Source organism: Cohnella ginsengisoli, from assembly GCF_029525555.1.
GTDB classification, from domain to species: domain Bacteria; phylum Bacillota; class Bacilli; order Paenibacillales; family Paenibacillaceae; genus Cohnella; species Cohnella ginsengisoli.
Genome location: NZ_JAPDHZ010000008.1, coordinates 190,507 through 208,139, shown reverse-complemented (window position 1 = coordinate 208,139; position 17,633 = coordinate 190,507). Strand labels below are relative to the sequence as shown.

The window sequence follows — 17,633 nt, the reverse complement described above, 5'->3', positions numbered from 1 at the left end:
GGAGGTTGATTACCTGTGAGAGCGTTCATGGACGACCGCTTCCTGCTGAATAACGACACGGCCGCGATGCTTTACGAGCGGTTCGCCGCGCCGATGCCGATCATCGACTACCATTGCCATCTCGATCCGAAGGCGATCTACGACAATAAACCGTTCGCGAACCTGACCGAGGTGTGGCTGTACGGGGATCATTACAAGTGGCGGGCGATGCGCGCCAACGGCATTCCGGAGCAGTACGTCACCGGCGGCGAAGGCATCTCCGACTATGACCGGTTTCTGGCCTACGCGAAGACGGTGCCGATGACGATCGGCAATCCGCTGTACCACTGGTCGCATCTCGAGCTGCGCCGCCTGTTCGGCATCGACGAGCTGATCAACGAGAAGAACGCGCCCGTTATTTGGGAAAAAGCGAACGCCAAGATCAGAGGCGGCGGCTTCACGCCGCAGGATCTGGTGCGCGGCTCGAACGTCCGCGTCGTCTGCACGACGGACGATCCGGCGGATTCGCTCGAATACCACCGCAAGCTGATCGAAGAGGACCGCCACGGCTTCCAGGTGCGTCCTTCGTTTCGTCCGGACAAGGCGCTGGAGATCAATCGTGCGACGTTCCTCCCTTGGCTGGCGCGCCTTCGCGAGGCTTGCGGCTACGAGCTGTCCGATTACGGCCTGCTCCTGAAGGCGCTGGGCGAGCGCGTGCAATTTTTCCACGAGACCGGCTGTCTGCTGTCCGACCATGCGATCGATACCGTCATGCATGCGGAGGCGACGCAAGAGCAGGCCGCGGCGATCTATGCCAAGGCGCTTCGCGGCGAGGCCGTGTCTCCGCACGAAGAGGCGCAGTACAAGACGTTTACGCTGCTGTTCCTCGGGCGTCTATACGCCGAGCGCGGCTGGACGATGCAGCTGCACATCCATGCGCACCGCAATAACAACACGGCGATGTTCGAACGTCTCGGCCCGGATACCGGCTTCGACTCGATCAACGCGGGCGCGCTTGCGAGTCCGCTCGTCAAGCTGCTCGACGGGATCGAGCGTCAGGGCGGCCTGCCGCGCACGATCCTGTATTCGCTGAACGCCGGCGACAACGACGTATTGGCCTCGATCATCGGGAGCTTCCAGGGCGACGGCATTCCGGGCAAAATCCAGCTCGGCTCCGCCTGGTGGTTCAACGATACGATCGACGGCATGCTCGCGCAGATGAAGTCGCTCGCGAACATGGGGCTCCTGAGCCGGTTCGTCGGCATGCTGACGGATTCCCGCAGCTTCTTGTCGTATCCGCGGCATGAGTATTTCCGCCGCATCCTGTGCAATCTGCTCGGCGACTGGGTCGAGTCGGGCCTCGTGCCCGCCGATACGGCGCTGCTCGGCGAGATCGTCGAAGGCGTATGCTATCGCAACGCGGAAGCTTACTTCCGCTTCGGCGCCGACTCCGCGCGGATCGAGATCGCGCGGACGGCGGGCGGCGTATGAGCGGGGGCGCGGGCGCGGAGCGCGCTAACGCTAACGCAGCGGCTGCGGACGGGACGGCGCTGCCCCGGCTGAGCCGGGCGACGCTCCAGGGAGAATTGGCGGCGCGATACGACCGGATGAAGGCCTATCCGGTCAAGGTGCTGCAGATCGGGGAAGGCAACTTCCTGCGGGGCTTCGCCGACTGGATGATCGACCGGTGCAACCGGCAGGGGCTGTTCGAAGGCGGCGTGGCCGTCTGCCAGCCCCGTCCTTCGGGCGCGGCCAAGCTGGCCGAGCTGCGGGAGCAGCAAGGCTTGTATTACCAATGGATTCGCGGTTTGCAGGACGGCCGTCCGGTCGACGAGCTGGACCTGGTGTCGGCGTTCGCGCTGACGGTCGACCCGTATGCGGAGTGGGAGCGATTCCTGTCGCTGGGGGAGGAGCCGGCGCTTGAAGTCGTCATTTCGAATACGACGGAGGCGGGGCTCGTCTACCAGACGTCCGAATGGGAACCGGAGCGGCCGATCTTGTCGTATCCGGGCAAGCTGACGGCGTTGCTGCACCGGCGATTCGAGACGTTCGGCGGCGATCCGGCGAAGGGATTGCTGCTGCTGCCGTGCGAGCTGGTCGAGCACAACGGCGACAAGCTGCGGGAAATCGTGCTGCGGCACGCGGAGGACTGGGGGCTGCCCGAGGCGTTCAAGTCCTGGATCGGCGAGCACAACCGCTTCCTCAACAATCTCGTCGACCGGATCGTGACCGGCTATCCGGCCGAGGAGGCCGGGGGCGTCTTTTCGGCGCAGGGCGTCGAAGACCGGCTGCTAAATGCCGCGGAGCCGTATCATCTGTGGGCGATCGAGGGAGAGGCCGCGCTGGATGCGCGGCTGCCGCTGGCGCGCGCCGGGCTGAACGTGCTGTGGACGGACGACCTGAAGCCGTACCAGCTTCGCAAGGTGCGCATCCTGAACGGCGCGCACACGCTGATGGCGAGCGTCGGACTGCTGAACGGGCTGGAAACGGTCGGCGAAGCGGTGGGGCATCCCGTCTACGGCGAGCTTATCCGCGACGCGATCATGAACGAGATCGTGCCGTCGGTGCCGCTGCCTGAGGACGAGATGCGCCGCTACGCCGGCGAAGTACTGGAGCGCTTCGCGAACCCGCACGTCCGGCACAAGCTGGCCGACATCGCGCTGAACAGCCTGTCCAAGTTCAAGGTGCGGCTGCTGCCGACGCTTGAAGCTTACGCGGAGCGGACCGGCGAGCTGCCGCCGCGAATCGTGGAGGCGTTCGCCTCGCTGCTGCGGCTGTATCGCGCGCGGGAGACGGAGAACGGCGGATTCGCGGGAAGCCGGCTGGACGGTGGGCCGATCGCGCTGCGAGACGATGCGGCCGCGCTGACGGAGCTGGCCGGGCTGTGGGCGCGGCTGGACCGGGGAGAGCTGACGCTTGAAGGTCTCGTCGCGGACATCCTCGGCCGCGCCGGCTGGTGGGGACGGGACCTGGACGAGATCGAAGGACTGCGCGCGGCGTTGGCCGGCGCGCTGACGAAAATGGAGGCGAGCGCATCATGAGCGAGACGGATAAGACGCAGGACGCATCGGTTGGCGTCGACGGTGCCGGGGCAGCCGGCACGGCGGCGTCCGGATCTGCGGTTGCTGCAGTCGCGGCTGCCGCTGCGAGCGACACCGTCGTGCTGAATCCGCGCGACCAGGTGGCCATCGCGCTGCGCGACATCCGCGCCGGCGAGACCGTGGACTGGTCGGACGGCGCGGGCGGCGAAGGCGCAGCGCTCGTGCTGCGGGACGTGCCGCGCGGACACAAGCTGCTGATCCGGCCGGTCGCCGCCGGACAGCACGTGAACAAATTCGGCTATTCGATCGGCATCGCGAAGGAAGACATCGCGGTCGGCGACTGGGTGCATACGCATAATCTCAAGACCGGCCTCGGCGCGGTGCTGGACTATACGTACAAGCCGCAATCCGCCGAATCGGGCGCGGAGGCGGCATCGACGGCGTCTTTCCCCGCCGGGCAGACCAGCTTCAGGGGCTATGTGCGCGACGACGGCGAGGTCGGCATCCGCAACGAGATCTGGATCGTGAATACCGTCGGCTGCATCAACAAGACGTGCGAGACGCTCGCTCGCCTGGCCTCGCGGCAGTTCGAAGGGCGCGGCATCGACGGCGTGTTCCACTTCCCGCATCCGTACGGCTGCTCCCAGCTCGGCGACGACCTGACCGCGACGCAGAAGCTGCTGGCCGCGCTCGTGCGCCACGGCAACGCCGCCGGCGTGCTCGTCGTCGGTCTCGGCTGCGAGAACAACCAGGTCGACGCGTTCAAGAAGGTCATCGGCGATTACAACCCCGAGCGCGTGAAGTTCATGAAGTCGCAGGAGGTCGAAGACGAGCTGGAGGAAGGGCTGTCGCTCATCGGCGAGCTGGTCGATTACGCGGAGCGCTTCGTTCGGACGGACGTACCGCTGTCGAAGCTGCGCATCGGCCTTAAATGCGGCGGCTCCGACGGCTTCTCAGGCATCACCGCGAACCCGCTCGTCGGCCGCGTAGCCGACGCCATCACGTCGGTCGCCGGCACGGCGCTGCTGACCGAGGTGCCGGAGATGTTCGGCGCGGAGACGATCCTCATGGAGCGCGCGGCCGACGAGGGCGTGTTCGGGGACATCGTGAAGCTGGTCAACGACTTCAAGGACTACTTCATCCGCCACGGACAGGAGATCTACGAGAATCCGTCCCCGGGCAACAAAGACGGCGGCATCACGACGCTCGAGGAGAAGTCGCTCGGCTGCACGCAAAAGGGCGGCCACGCGACGGTCACCGACGTGCTGGCCTACGGCGAGCCTTCGCGCAAGCCGGGACTCAATCTCGTGCAGGCGCCGGGCAACGATCTCGTCTCGGTCACCGCCCTGTCCGCCGCGGGCGCGCACGTCGTGCTGTTCACGACCGGGCGCGGCACGCCGTTCGGCGGTCCGGTGCCGACCGTGAAGATCGCCACCAACTCCCAGCTCGCGGACCGCAAGAAAAACTGGATCGACTTCAACGCGGGCCGGCTGATCGAAGGCATGGGCATGGACGCGCTGCGGGATGAACTGCTCGCGCAGATCGTCTCGCTCGCCTCGGGCGAGAAGCAGACCAACAACGAGCGGAACGGCTTCCGCGAGATCGCCATTTTCAAGGACGGGGTCATTCTTTAATACGACTACCGTTCCCAGTATCGCTGAATATCGGGACCCATCGTTCATGGCGTCGGCAGTGCCGACCGCCGAAGGGGCGCTTCTGTCGTCGTATGCATGACGCTGAGCGCTCTTTTTTTCGTCCCGTCCGCCTCCGTACAGTAAAGTTAAATATGGACAGTCGGGAAGGCAACAAAATGGATATTTTACAGTAGGCGCGCCCCGTCCGCGACCTCATACTGGTCGATGAACGCACTCAAAACGCAGGTGGCCGGCTCGACCGGCATGCAGGCTTGGAAGGGGAGAGTTACATGCTTACGAACGACAACCATAAGCTTCGCGACGTCAAGCTCGCGGACTTGACCGTCAGGGAGAAAATCGGCCAGACCGTCGTCCTGCTGTCCGGCCGGGCGCAGGAGATCGAGAAGCACGGCAGCCTGGAGGCCTTTTTGGACCGCTACCCGGTCGGCGGCTTTTTCGTCGGCGCGGAGATTATTAAGGACGTCATGACGAGCAACGGCTTCGAGCAGGTGAAGGAAGCGACCGAGCAGTACCGGGCGGCGACGCGCATCCCGCTCATTTTCGCATCGGACTTGGAAAACGGCTGCGGCAGCATGATTCCCGGCCTCACGAAGCTGCCGTTCCCGATGGCGCTGGGCGCGACGCGCAGCGAGCAGCTCGCGTACGATTACGGCAAGGCGACGGCGCTTGAGGCGGGTCTTGCGGGCGTGAACTGGACGTTCTCGCCGGTCGCCGACCTGAACGTCAACCGTTTTAATCCGATCACGGCCATCCGGGCGATCTCCGACAAGCCCTCCTGGGCGATCCCGCTGCTGAAGGCGATCGTGCGGGGCATGCAGGATCACGGACTGGCCGCGACCGCGAAGCACTTCCCCGGCGACGGCGTCGACTATCGCGACCAGCATATGACCACGACGACCAACTCGCTGTCCCGCGAGGAATGGCTCGCTCAGCATGGCGCGGTGTTCCAGGCGCTCGTCGATGACGGTCTCGCGTCTATCATGACGGGCCATATCGCGCTGCCCGCCTTCCAGTCGCAGACGGCCCTTGGCGGCCGGTACCTGCCGGCGACGCTGTCCGCGGAGCTGAGCGACGGACTGCTGAAGCGGCAGATGGGCTTCAAGGGCGCCATTGTCAGCGACGCGCTGATCATGGGCGGCTATCTGAAATGGTACGAGCGCAACGAGGCTTACCTTCACACGCTGAACGCAGGCACCGACATGCTGCTGTGGCCGGAGCTTACGTACTTCGAGGAGGCGGAAAAAGCGCTCGAAACGGGGGGCGCTGACGATGGAGCGGCTGGACGATGCGGTGGAGCGCGTACTGCAGATGAAGCGGCGCTTCGGCGTGCTGGCGGCCTGCGATAACGCGCCCGAGGCAAAGGCGATCAGCGAAGCTTCAGCAGCGAGCCAGCCTGCTTACGTGGTGAAGGCGACGGAGATCCCCCGCGGGTCAGGCCGGCATCGCCGCCTTCGCGGAACGTACGGCGCAAAGCGTAGCGGAGGGTGCGCTGACGCTCGTCCGCGACGAGGAGGGCCTGCTGCCGCTGGCGTCGGGCGCGGTGCGCAAGGCGCTCATCGTCGGCATCAGCCCGTCGACGGCCGACTATGACGACCTGATCACGCTCAAGGAAGCATTCGAGCGGCGCGGCATCGAGACGGAGCTCATTCGCAACGTCTGGTACGAGGATCTGATCGCGCGGGAGCGGGAGGTCGACCTGATCGTCTATGCGCCGATCCTGCGCCACCATCACCCGATGGGACCGCTCGCCTTCAGCGCAGAGGAAGCCTCCGCTTGCTGGAGCGCCTTGACGGCCGGCAGGGATAAGACGGTCGTGGCTTCATTCGGCTCGCCATACCTCATCGCCGACTACTTCGACATGGCTCCGGTCGCCATCAATGCCTACAGCAACGTGCCGGCGTCCCACGAAGCGTTCGTGCGCGCCTTGTTCGGCGAGATTCCGTTCAATGGCGTCGCGCCGGTCGACAATCTGTAAGTATAACTAGAAAGACGGGATGAAGCGGGTTCATTTTCCTGCTTCGTCCCATTTTGCATGTCGGACGATAGCGTTGCGCCCCAGCACCCCAAGAGTTCCCAGTTAGAAACACATTCGGCTAGCGTCGCGCCCGGCACCTCCAAGAGTTCCTAGCTAGAAACACATTCGGCCAACTTTGCGCCCGGCACCCCCAAGAGTTCCTAGCTAGAAATACATTCGGCTAACCTCGCGCCATTTGCGTCAATCCCCATGTATGTCGCTTAACCGCATTCCTCTGAATTTTGAACATTTCTCCCGGAATTATGCGATGGGGCCGTTCGCCCATTCTGGTACGATAGAGGCGTAAGCGGGGGCGGGATGGCCAATATCCCGATCCCTGCGGGTCGGGCCGCCCGATCCGCTTTGTAGTAAAATGAGGCTAACGGCCGGCCCGGCCGCCGCGCAGCGCCGGCTAGTCCGATCGCTTGCCGGCGCTTCCGGGCCGGTCCTCCCGCGAAGGAGCGTATCCCGATGCGCAAACGGTTCGGATTCGATTTTTACCGCAACATGCGGATACGCAACAAGCTGTCTTTGCTGATCGCGCTCATCGTGGCGCTTTCCTTTTCCGCGACGCTGCTCGTGCAGCAGTACGCGTTTTCCATTTACGACAGCCAGATCTACAGCAAATCGTCGCAGGTGCTGAACCTGTCCTCCTCCGCCATCGAGGCGGAGCTGAAACGCATCCGGCAGATCTCCTACAACGTGACGGCGGACGGGCAGGTCCAGTCGCTGCTGAAAAAGATCGCCAATCCGGACACCAGCGATTACGACCGGCTGCTGCTACGTCGCGATCTCGTCGACCGGCTGCTCAACTATACCGGCACGGAACCGTACCTGCTATCGATCCAGCTGTACGACGCGCTCGGGCACGAGAATGCCGCGGGCAACGTCAAGGCGCTGAACGACGCGAAGGTCGCGGATCTGCTGAGCCGGTCCGACCTGGCGGAGGGCGAGCAGGTGCTGCTGTATCCGGACGAGAACGACAGCGCGCTGGTCACGGCAAGGAAAGTGCGGGCGTACGAGGGTACCGACTTCAGCCTCAAACGGCTCGGCATGCTCGTCATCCGCATCAACATTGAGCGGATCGTGCGCGAGAACGCCCCTGCCGAGGGCGAACTGCTCATCCGTTCCGGCTCGGATATCGTCTACCCCGTTCATCCCGCGTTTGCCGACGTCGGACTGGACGAGGAGGAAAGCCGCAACGGCAGCGGATATTTCGTCGGCAACTTCGGCGGCGAGCGGTACTTCGTGTCGCATATCGAATCGGGGAATTCGGGCTGGATGTACTTCAACCTGACGCCGTTCAACCAGATTTTCGAGCGCATCATCTTCATTAAGGAGCTCGTCGTTTTCGTATTCGTCGGTCTCCTCATCGTCGTGATGGCGTGGGGCTTCCGGTTCTCGCGCAGCATGACGCGTCCGATCGACGATTTGATCGCGCGCATGCGGCTCGCCGAGCGCGGGAACTTCGAGGAGGCGAACCTGCTGTCGATCGATACGGCCAGCGTGCCGCGCGACGAGGTCGGCCTGCTGCACCGTTCGTTCCGCATCATGATCGAGCGCATCAACGCGCTGATCACGGAAAATTTCAAGAGCCGGCTGCTGGTGAAGGAAACGGAATTCAAGGCGCTGCAAGCGCAGATCAACCCGCACTTCCTGTACAATACGCTCGAGTCGATCAACTGGATGGCCAAGATCAACCGTCAGCCGCAGATCTCGCAGATGGTCGAGGCGCTCGGCTTCCTGCTGCGCAATTCGATCTCGCTCGGCGACCCGCTCATCCCGCTGCGTGAGGAGCTGGGGCTGGTAGAAAGCTACGTCACGATCCAGAAGTACCGATTCGAGGAACGCCTGGATTTCGATACGGACATTCCGGAAGCGCTCATGGGGCGCACGATTCCGAAGCTGACGCTGCAGCCGCTCCTCGAGAACGCCGTCAACTACGCGGTGGAGCCTTCGATGTCGCCTTGCCGGATCGTCATACGCGCCAGGGAATCGTCCGCGGAAGGACTGCTCCTGCTCACCGTCGAGGATTCGGGACCGGGGATGGACCCCCCGCATGCTGGAGCGGCTCCGCAGCGGGGAAGCCCGCGGCCAGGGCAGAGGCATCGGATTGCTTAACATCGACGACCGCATCAAGATCGCGTTCGGCGAAGCCTACGGCGTCCGCGTGGAGAGCGAGCCGGGGGAGGCACCCGCGTGACGCTGGCGCTGCCCGCCGAAGATGCGCGGACCTAAGCCGAACCGAACGAAGGAGGACGGATCATGTACAAGGTACTGTTAGTGGACGACGAACGGCTCATTTTGGACGGCATCTCGCGCATCGTCGACTGGGCGTCGGCGGGCACCGCGCTCGCCGGCACGGCGCGCAACGGCGCGGAGGCGTTCGAGCGCCTCGCGGAGCTGGCGCCGGATATCGTCATCACGGACGTCAAGATGCCGGTCATGGACGGCCTGCAGTTGGTGGAGAAAGCGAGCGAAGCCTACCCGCATATCCGGTTTATCGTGCTGTCCGGCTTCGGCGAATTCGAGTATGCGAGCCGCGCGATGCAGTACGGCGTGAAGCATTACCTGCTCAAGCCGACCAACGAGCACAAGATCGCGGGCGCGCTCGCCGAACTGATCGCGGAGCTCGGCCAGGAGGAGCGGCGCGAAGCGTTTCTGCAGCAGATGAAGACGGAGATGGACGCCGTCATGCCGCACGTCAAGGAGCAATTCCTGAAGGAATTCGTGACGAACAAGACGTTCGGCATCCGGGACTGGGAGCGGTACCGGCAGCTGTTCAAGCTCGACTACGATTACCGGGTGCGGCTGATCCTGTTCCAACTGCAAGCGCCGTTCGAGTTCGAGCATCTGTTCGCGATCCGCAACATCGCGGGCGACGTGCTCGCGCAGCCGCTGCTCAGCACGACCATCGGCGACCATGTGCTGCTCGTCATCCGCGAGGAGGAAGACGGCGAAGGCGAAGGGCTCCAGCATAAGCTGGGGCGCATCCGCGACATTTTCCAAGACTACTACAAGCTAAAGGCGACGGTCGCGCTGAGCGAGCCGGATCACATCACCAACGCCCGCGGCCTGTACAGGGAGACGTTGTCCTGCCTGAACTACGGCTTCTACGTGGAGGAAGGCAGCCTGATCACCCGCAAGGATACGCTCCTGCCGAGCCGGGACGATTCGTTCGCGTTCGACGAGGAGCGGCTGTGCATGGCCGTACGCTCGGGCCATCTCGAGGAGGCGGAGGCCGCGCTGGCCGAATTCATCGGCGGCTTGAAGGAAGCCCAGCTCGATATCGGCGTTGCGAAGTCATACGTGCTCCAGCAGTTCGTCGCGCTGATCCGGCTGTGCGAGCCGGGCCGAATGGGCGACTACTATCAGCGGATCCCCGCGCTGGTCGAGCTGACGACGCTTCATGCGATCCAGGCTTTCCTGGAAGAGGCGGCCAAGGAGATCGCACGGTGGAACTACGAGCAGAACGTGAACAAGCACAGCGCTATCGTGCGGAAAGTGATCGCGATCGTGGAGACGCAGCTCGGCAATCCGGAGCTGTCGCTCAACTGGGTGGCGCAGGAAATGCTGTATATGAACGCGGACTATCTGGGCAAGCTTTTCAAAAAAGGAAACGGGAGAGAAATTTTCCGCTTTCGTCACCCAGTCGCGCATCAAGCAAGCGATGGCGGACATCGCCGCCGAGCCCGACGTGAAAATCTTCGAGCTGGCCGAGCGGCTGGGCTTCGGGGACAATCCGCAGTATTTCAGCCAGATATTCAAAAAATACGCGGGCTGCACGCCTTCGGAATATATCAAGAGCCTGGGATGAAGACGCGGGCGTGAGCGCGAGTGTGTGGAGGCGGCCGTAACACGACCATGCACAAGAATCGCGCATGGTGGAGCCTTTACGCCGCGCCGATAAAGCGCTTTCCAATACTCTGTTTTTTTATACAAACACCTCTGTTTTTTGAGTTAAAATCCTCCCGCATAAACGCAATAATAGTAAATGTAAGCACTATCAATTACGGAATCCATCGATCCTGGGGGAGGAACGAAATATGAAAAAATTAACGACGACGCTGGTGGCCGCGAGCTTGATGATCGGCCTCGCCGCCTGCGGCTCCGGGAACAACGATAACAACGCGGGCAACGCAGCCGCATCCGGCAGCGCCGGAAGCAGCGCGAGCGCGACGGCCAAGAGCGACGACAAGCCGGTCACGGTGCGCGTAGCCTGGTGGGGCGGACAATCGCGCCACGATTACACGCTCAAGGTGATCGACATGTATGAAAAGCTGCACCCGAACGTGACGATCGAGCCTGAGTACGCGGCGTTCGACGATTACTGGAAGAAGCTCGCCCCGCAAGCGGCCGCCAACCAGCTGCCCGACGTCATCCAGATGGATATCTCCTACCTTAACCAGTACGCGGGCCGCAACCAGTTGGCCGATCTGACGCCTTACACCGAGAGCGGCAAGCTCGACGTGAGCTCGGTGGCCGAGACGACGCTCGCCGGCGGCAAGATCGACGGCAAGCTGTACGCGATGAACGCGGGCTCCAACGCGCTCACGATGATGGTCGATCCGGCGATGCTGAAGTCGCTGGGCATCGAAGAGCCGGCGGCCGACAAGGGCTGGACGTGGGACGAGTTCGCCGCGCTCGGCGACAAGGCCAAGGCACAGGGAAAGCTGCTGTTCAGCGACCTGCGCCACGACGTCTTCTTCCCGTTCTATCTGCGCGGCCAGGGCAAGCTGATGTACGCGGCGGACGGCACGAAGCTCGGTTACGACGACGACAAGCTCTTTATCGATTACTACAATAAATATCAGGAATGGTACGACAAAGGCTACACGCTGTCGCTCGACAAGCTGTCGCAGAGCAAGGGCACGCCTGAGGAGGATCTCGTGGCGCTTGGCACCGCGTTGTCGTCAAACCAATGGTCCAACCAGTTCATCGGCCTTTCCGCCGCGGCGAAGCGCGATCTCGACCTGCTGCCGATTCCGGGCTGGGATACGAATAAGGCGCTTTTCCTGAAGCCCAGCATGTACTTCACGGTAGCCAACTCCTCCAAAGTGAAGGACGCGGCCATTGACTTTATCAACTACTTCATCAACGACATCGAAGCGAACAAGGTCATCCTGGGCGAGCGCGGCGTGCCCGTGTCGTCCAAGGTGCAGGAAGCAATCCGTCCGAATCTGACGCCGGAGCAGACCAAAGTATTCGACTACGTCGCGTGGGCGGAGAAGAACAGCAGCGAGATGAACCCGCCGAACCCGGTCGGCGCCGTCGAAGTCGACGCGCTCCTCAAGGCCGAGGTCGAGAAGATTTTGTATAAGCAAGTTACCGTCGAGAAGGGCGCCGCGGAATTCCGCGAGAAAGCGAACGCCATCCTGGCGAAAAACAAGTGACGTAATACCGTCCGGTCATCGGGCGGGCAAGATGCCGGTTCCGGCGCGAGCAATCGCGCGGGGGCCGGCATTTTTTTTGCGGCGCGTGAACGTTCAAGTTTGGACCTCTGAAGTATGCACGTAGATCAACAGTTCGCGGACGAACCGCCGCCGACAGCCGAAGTGTGAACGTCAATCAACAGTTTGCGGAAAAGCGGGCGTACGGGGTTCTTCGTATGCACGTCGATCAACGGATCGCGGACTAGCCGACCTCCGGCATTTCAAGTATGCACGCAGACCAACAGGTTGAAGAAACTCCTTCCTCCGGTGCACCCTCCCCCCCAGCCGGAGGCCTGTTTTTTGAACAAAGACAACGGTTTTTTGCCTTCTGGTTTTGGCCCCGAAATTTATAATTGAAGTATAAGGTATACGCTTACATTCGCGTACGCGACCTAGATTGGAGTGATCGAGATGACGAAGTTCCGGGAAAACAACCATTTGGTCGGATATTTGTTCACCGCGCCGTTTATCATCGGCTTCCTGATCTTCACGATGTTCCCGATGCTGGCATCGCTGTACTATTCGTTCACCGACTACAACCTGTTCGAAGCGCCGAATTGGGTCGGGTTCGACAACTACAAGACGATGTTCACCGGCGACGACCAATACTGGAAATCGGTGAGTGTCACGTTCACGTACGTCGTCGCGAGCGTGCCGCTGCGGCTGGCGTTCGCGCTGGCGGTGGCGATGCTGCTCAACAAGGCGGTCGGCGGCATCGGCCTGTACCGCTCCGCCTATTATCTGCCCTCGCTCATCGGCGGCAGCGTAGCCGTATCGATCATGTGGACGCAAGTGTTCGGCGACAAAGGCCTGCTTAACTCGTTCCTGAACCTGTTCGGCGCCCACGCCACGACGTCCTGGATCGGCTCGCCGGGTACCGCCATCTGGACGCTGATCGCCCTGTCCGTATGGCAGTTCGGCTCCTCGATGCTCATCTTTCTGGCCGGCCTCAAGAGCATCCCCGCTTCGCTGCACGAAGCCGCGAACGTGGACGGCGCCGGCGCGGTGCGCCGCTTCTTCAAGATTACGCTGCCGATGCTGAGCCCGATCATCCTGTTCAACCTGATCATGCAGACGATCTCCGCGTTCATGACCTTCACGCCGGCCTACGTCATCTCCCGCGGCGAAGGCGGCCCGCTCGACAGTACCCTGCTCTACTCGCTGTACCTGTACAAACGCGCTTTCCAATTTACCCAAATGGGTTACGCCTCCGCTATGGCCTGGGTCATGCTGCTAACGGTCGGCATTATCGCGCTGATTCTGTTCCAGACGTCCAAGTACTGGGTCCACTACGAGTCGAAGGGAGAGAGCTAAGATGGCGATGCCGGCAAAAGCGATGCTGACGACCAGTCCCGCGCAAACGAGGCTGAAGGCGAATCCGAGTAAGAGATGGAAACCGATTCTGTTCCACCTGATCGTCGGTCTCCTGGCGCTGGTTATGATCTATCCGATCCTGTGGATGATCTCCAGTTCCCTGAAGCCCAACGGCGAGATTTTCTCGCAGGCGTACAACCTGATCCCGAGCCGGATCGCCTGGGAGAACTATCGCAGCGGCTGGGCCGGCTTCGCTGGCAATACGTTCACGACGTTCTTTAAAAACTCGTTCCTCATCGTCGTCATCTCGACGATTGGCGCGGTCGCCTCGTCTGCGGTCGTCGCTTACGGCTTCGCGCGCATCCCGTTCGCCGGCAAAGGCTTCTGGTTCGCCTGCATGATGATGACGATGATGCTGCCGCACGACGTCACGATGATTCCCCAGTACGTCATGTTCTCCAAGATCGGCTGGCTGTCGTCGTTCAAGCCGGTCATCGTGCCGCAGTTTTTCGCCGTGCCGTTCTTCGTCTTCCTGATCATGCAGTTCATCCGCACGATCCCTCACGATCTCGACGAAGCGGCCAAGATGGACGGCTGCAGCAAGTACGGCATCTTTTTCCGCATCGTTCTGCCGCTCATCGTGCCGTCGATCGTCACCGCGGCGATTTTCTCTTTCTACTGGAGATGGGACGACTTCATCAACCCGCTGCTGTACCTGAACAATCCGAAGCTGTATCCGGTGTCGCTGGCGCTCAAGATGTTCCTCGACGGCGATTCGGTCAACAACTGGGGCGGCATGTTCGCGATGGCCACGCTGTCGCTCGTCCCGATCTTCATCATCTTTTTCGTCTTCCAGCGTTATATCGTCGAAGGCATCAGCACCAGCGGTCTCAAATAATGATCCGCGCAAAGGAGGATACGGATATGCCAGCATTGCAATTCGACGAGGCGGAAGTGCGCGCGGCAATCGAACGGGTGGTCGACCGCACGTTCCGCATGGACTTCAACTGGGACTGGCCGGCGGGCGTCGCCTTCTACGGCGTATGCGAAGCCTATGAAGCAACAGGGAACAAGGCATATTTGGAAAAGTTAAAGGCGTGGGTCAACGAACAGCTGGAGGACGGCATTCCGAAACTGACGGTCAACGCGGTCTCGGTGGGGCACTCGCTGCTCACGCTGCACAAGGCGACGGGCGAGCAGCTTTACTTGGACAAAGCGACGGAGATGGCGGAGTTCCTCTCGCACGATGCGGTTCGCTTCGGGGAAGGCATCTTCCAGCATACGGTCAATTCGCATACGTACGATTTTCCGGAGCAGGCATGGGTGGACACGATGTTCATGGCGGGCTACTTCCTGCTGCGAGTCGGCCATTTGCTCGGCCGGCCGGACTACATCATGGACGGCATTCGTCAATACCACGGTCACGAGAACTGCCTGCAGGACCCGAAGACGAACCTGTATTACCACGGCTGGGACAACATCGCGGGCAATCATATGTCCGGCGTCTTCTGGGCGCGGGGCAACGCCTGGGCGGCGCTGACGATGGCGCGCGCGCTCGAGCTCGTCGACGTGCACCATGCGTCGTTCATGATCATCGAGGGCTCGCTGCGCGATCAGCTCAGCGCGCTCGTGCGGCTGCAGGACGAGGAGACGGGGCTGTGGCACACCGTGCTGGACGATCCGTCGTCGTACTTCGAGACGTCGGGTTCGGCCGGCATCGCCGCGGCGCTGCTGTCGCGCGGGCGTCTTTACAACAAATACGTCAACCGTTCCGTTCGCGGCATTCTGGACCGGATCACCGAGGACGGCATGGTCTCGGGCGTATCGGCGGGCACCGCCGTCATGCGCGACGTCCAGGGCTACAAGGACACGTCGGAGAAGCGCATTCAGGGCTGGGGCCAGGGGCTCGCGCTGGTGTTTCTGTCGTCGCTGCTCGCGCGGCAGGAGTGGTAGGGCGGAAATAGCGTTAGGTGCGGCGGATCGTTGCGAATGATTTTGCGCGTCTGGAACCGTGAATCGCGCTTGTCCGCATGTCGCGAGCTCTTAAGAGTGGATGCTACCGAAGAGGAATAGCTGCTTCGGCCCGTATCGCATGAATAACTGCAAAAGTTTGCAGTTATTCCATTCGATTCACGTCAAAATGAGAAAAGGTCTTTGCAGTCGCAGTCCCCGGAAATCCGGGGTGCGAGCTGCAAAGACCTTTGCCTGTACCAAAACGCAGTCAGGCCGCCCCTTGGGCGCACGACCCAAACGCTGCTTCGGTTGCGAAGCGCCCTGCGCCTTCAGGCCGCCGCTCCGCGCACGGCCGCGCGCTGCTTCGCGATGCGAAGCGCCATGAGCGCCGCGATCAGGCAGACGAAGCCCGCCGCGAAAAACGGCACCTGGTAGCTCCCGAGCCACTCCCGGACGGTGCCGGCCGCATAGGCGGCGACGGAGGCGCCGAGCTGATGGGTAACGACGACCCAGCCGAAGATCATACCCGCCCGCTCTTTGCCGAAGGCATCCTGCGACAGCTTGACGGTCGGCGGGACGGTCGCGATCCAGTCGAGCCCGTAGAACACGGTGAACAGCGTGAGCTGCGGCTGACCAGCGCCCAGGGCGTAGGGCAGGAAGAGCAAGGACAAGCCGCGCAGGCCGTAGTACCAGAACAGCAGCTTGCGGCTGTCGAAGCGGTCGGACAGCCAGCCGGAGAGCGTCGTGCCGACGAGGTCGAACAGGCCCATCAGGGCGAGCATGCTCGCCGCCGTTACTTCGGGGATGCCGAAGTCGCCGCAGGCGGGGATCAGATGGGCGCCGATCAGGCCGTTCGTCGAGAAGCCGCAAAAGAAAAACGTGCCGCTGAGCAGCCAGAACGTCTTCGTGCGCGCCCCTTCCCGCAGCGCTGCGAGCGGCGCGAGGAACAGGTTGCCGCGGAACGGCGCCGGCTTCGCGACCTCAGTCTCGCCGTAAGGCGCGGCGCCCACGTCGTAGGGGTGATTGCGCATCCAGATCGCGACGGCGGCCAGCACGACGAGTGTCGCGACGACGGCCGCGTAGACGGCGTTCCGCCAGCCGGCCTCCTCCGTGATGCGGGCGAGCAACGGCAGGAACAGCAGTTGGCCGGTCGCCGCGCTAGCCGTCAGGATGCCGACGACGAGGCCGCGGCGCTCCGCGAACCATTGGCCCGCGACCGTGACGCCGAGCACGTTGGCCATCATGCCGGTGGCGAGGCCAGACACGACGCCCCACAGCAGCTCAAACTGCCACAGCGCCGTCATGTACGGCGTGGCCAGCAAGCCGGCCGCGAGCACGGCGAGCGAGAGCGCGGTCATGCAGCGGATCCCGAAGCGCAGCAGCAGCGCCGCGGAGAAAGGGCCCATCAGCCCGTACAGCAGAATGCCGACGGAGATGACGCTCGAGATGCCGCCGCGGCTCCAGCCGTACTCTTGCTCGAAAGGCAGCATGAAGATGCTGGGCATCGAGCGCACGCCGGCGGACACGATCAGCGTGGCGAACGTGACGGCGATCACGGTCCAGCCGTAGTGAAATCTCCGGCGGCGGGGGGATGCTGCGCCGTTCGCTGCGTCTTGCGCATTCCCTCCGTTCGCCAAACCTCCGTTCGCCAAACCTCCGTTTTCGAAATCTCCGTTCGCCACGCCTTCTTTTTCAGCCGTATCCTTCTTGTCAGGCGTCGCGTTCATCGGCGGCAACTCCCTTCTCCAGCCGGGTGCCGGCCGACAAGATGCCGTCGGACAGCGCATCGGCGGCCGCATCGCCCAGAATCTCCTTGTATCTGGCTTTCAGTCGCTTCGAGGCAAGCCGGATCTCGCTCTCCAGCGCCTGTCCCTTGGGCGTAGGGTAGAGCAGCACCGTCTTGCCTTGCACGCTTCGGCGGACGAGCTGCTTGGTCTCGAGCTTGTCGATGAACCGCGTCAGCGTGGACGGCGCGATGCTCAGCTTTTCCGCCAGCTCCTTCTGCGTGACGCCGGGCCTCCCGTTGACGAGCCGGATCGCGTAGCCGTACATCGGCGTCAAGCCGGTCGGCGCGAACTCCTCCTCGGCGATGCGCGTGATCGCCCGGCCGAGCCGGTTCGCGGTGAAAAACAGGCAGCTCTGCAAAAAGCCTTCGTCGGGCGAAGCGTCACTCATCGTGCATCCCATCCTTCGTTTGTATGTACAACAAAAATAAAGCGTGTCGGTCCGTTTGTCAATGGCCGGA

At 62.6% G+C, this 17,633-nt stretch carries 13 protein-coding genes; 11 read left to right on the top strand and 2 right to left on the bottom strand.

Annotation, left to right across the window (positions count from 1 at the left end):
* Positions 1 to 15 precede the first annotated feature (15 nt).
* The 11 genes from uxaC to OMP38_RS31725 all read left to right on the top strand — a co-directional run bounded on the left by uxaC (position 16) and on the right by OMP38_RS31725 (position 15,388).
* Positions 16 to 1,470, top strand: a complete 1,455-nt coding sequence (uxaC, locus tag OMP38_RS31775; RefSeq protein WP_277568621.1) for a glucuronate isomerase — start codon at positions 16 to 18, stop codon at positions 1,468 to 1,470.
* Positions 1,467 to 3,020: a tagaturonate reductase gene (locus OMP38_RS31770; RefSeq protein ID WP_277568620.1), complete on the top strand. Its 1,554-nt coding sequence runs from the start codon at positions 1,467 to 1,469 to the stop codon at positions 3,018 to 3,020. Before uxaC ends, OMP38_RS31770 begins: the two co-directional genes overlap by 4 nt.
* Positions 3,017 to 4,654 carry a UxaA family hydrolase gene (locus OMP38_RS31765; protein WP_277568619.1) on the top strand — a complete coding sequence of 546 codons (1,638 nt, stop codon included), beginning with the start codon at positions 3,017 to 3,019 and terminating at the stop codon, positions 4,652 to 4,654. Before OMP38_RS31770 ends, OMP38_RS31765 begins: the two co-directional genes overlap by 4 nt.
* A gap of 290 nt (positions 4,655 to 4,944) precedes the next feature.
* Entirely contained in the window at positions 4,945 to 6,021 is a 1,077-nt protein-coding gene (locus OMP38_RS31760; RefSeq protein ID WP_277568618.1) for a glycoside hydrolase family 3 protein, read from the top strand.
* Positions 6,022 to 6,215: 194 nt separating this feature from the next.
* On the top strand, positions 6,216 to 6,650 hold the full coding sequence (locus tag OMP38_RS31755) for a hypothetical protein (protein WP_277568617.1): 435 nt from the start codon (positions 6,216 to 6,218) through the stop codon (positions 6,648 to 6,650).
* Positions 6,651 to 7,160: 510 nt separating this feature from the next.
* Positions 7,161 to 8,810 carry a sensor histidine kinase gene (locus OMP38_RS31750; RefSeq protein ID WP_277568616.1) on the top strand — a complete coding sequence of 550 codons (1,650 nt, stop codon included), beginning with the start codon at positions 7,161 to 7,163 and terminating at the stop codon, positions 8,808 to 8,810.
* Positions 8,811 to 8,954: 144 nt separating this feature from the next.
* Positions 8,955 to 10,520 carry a response regulator gene (locus OMP38_RS36730; RefSeq protein ID WP_477100088.1) on the top strand — a complete coding sequence of 522 codons (1,566 nt, stop codon included), beginning with the start codon at positions 8,955 to 8,957 and terminating at the stop codon, positions 10,518 to 10,520.
* Positions 10,521 to 10,735: 215 nt separating this feature from the next.
* On the top strand, positions 10,736 to 12,082 hold the full coding sequence (locus tag OMP38_RS31740) for an ABC transporter substrate-binding protein (RefSeq protein WP_277568615.1): 1,347 nt from the start codon (positions 10,736 to 10,738) through the stop codon (positions 12,080 to 12,082).
* Positions 12,083 to 12,532: 450 nt separating this feature from the next.
* Positions 12,533 to 13,435, top strand: coding sequence for a carbohydrate ABC transporter permease (locus OMP38_RS31735; protein WP_277568614.1), 903 nt, complete (start codon positions 12,533 to 12,535; stop codon positions 13,433 to 13,435).
* A gap of 124 nt (positions 13,436 to 13,559) precedes the next feature.
* On the top strand, positions 13,560 to 14,333 hold the full coding sequence (locus OMP38_RS31730) for a carbohydrate ABC transporter permease (protein WP_420869804.1): 774 nt from the start codon (positions 13,560 to 13,562) through the stop codon (positions 14,331 to 14,333).
* A 26-nt stretch (positions 14,334 to 14,359) separates the two neighbouring features.
* Positions 14,360 to 15,388, top strand: coding sequence for a glycoside hydrolase family 88/105 protein (locus OMP38_RS31725; RefSeq protein WP_277568613.1), 1,029 nt, complete (start codon positions 14,360 to 14,362; stop codon positions 15,386 to 15,388).
* Positions 15,389 to 15,717: 329 nt separating this feature from the next.
* On the opposite strand, the gene OMP38_RS31720 is transcribed toward OMP38_RS31725, so the two are convergent.
* Both OMP38_RS31720 and OMP38_RS31715 read right to left on the bottom strand, forming a co-directional pair.
* Positions 15,718 to 17,115: an MFS transporter gene (locus OMP38_RS31720; RefSeq protein WP_277568612.1), complete on the bottom strand. Its 1,398-nt coding sequence runs from the start codon at positions 17,113 to 17,115 to the stop codon at positions 15,718 to 15,720.
* A complete protein-coding gene (locus OMP38_RS31715) occupies positions 17,099 to 17,563 on the bottom strand; it encodes a MarR family winged helix-turn-helix transcriptional regulator (RefSeq protein WP_277568611.1) in 465 nt (154 codons plus the stop codon). The genes OMP38_RS31720 and OMP38_RS31715 overlap by 17 nt, the downstream gene beginning before the upstream one ends.
* Positions 17,564 to 17,633: the final 70 nt, after the last annotated feature.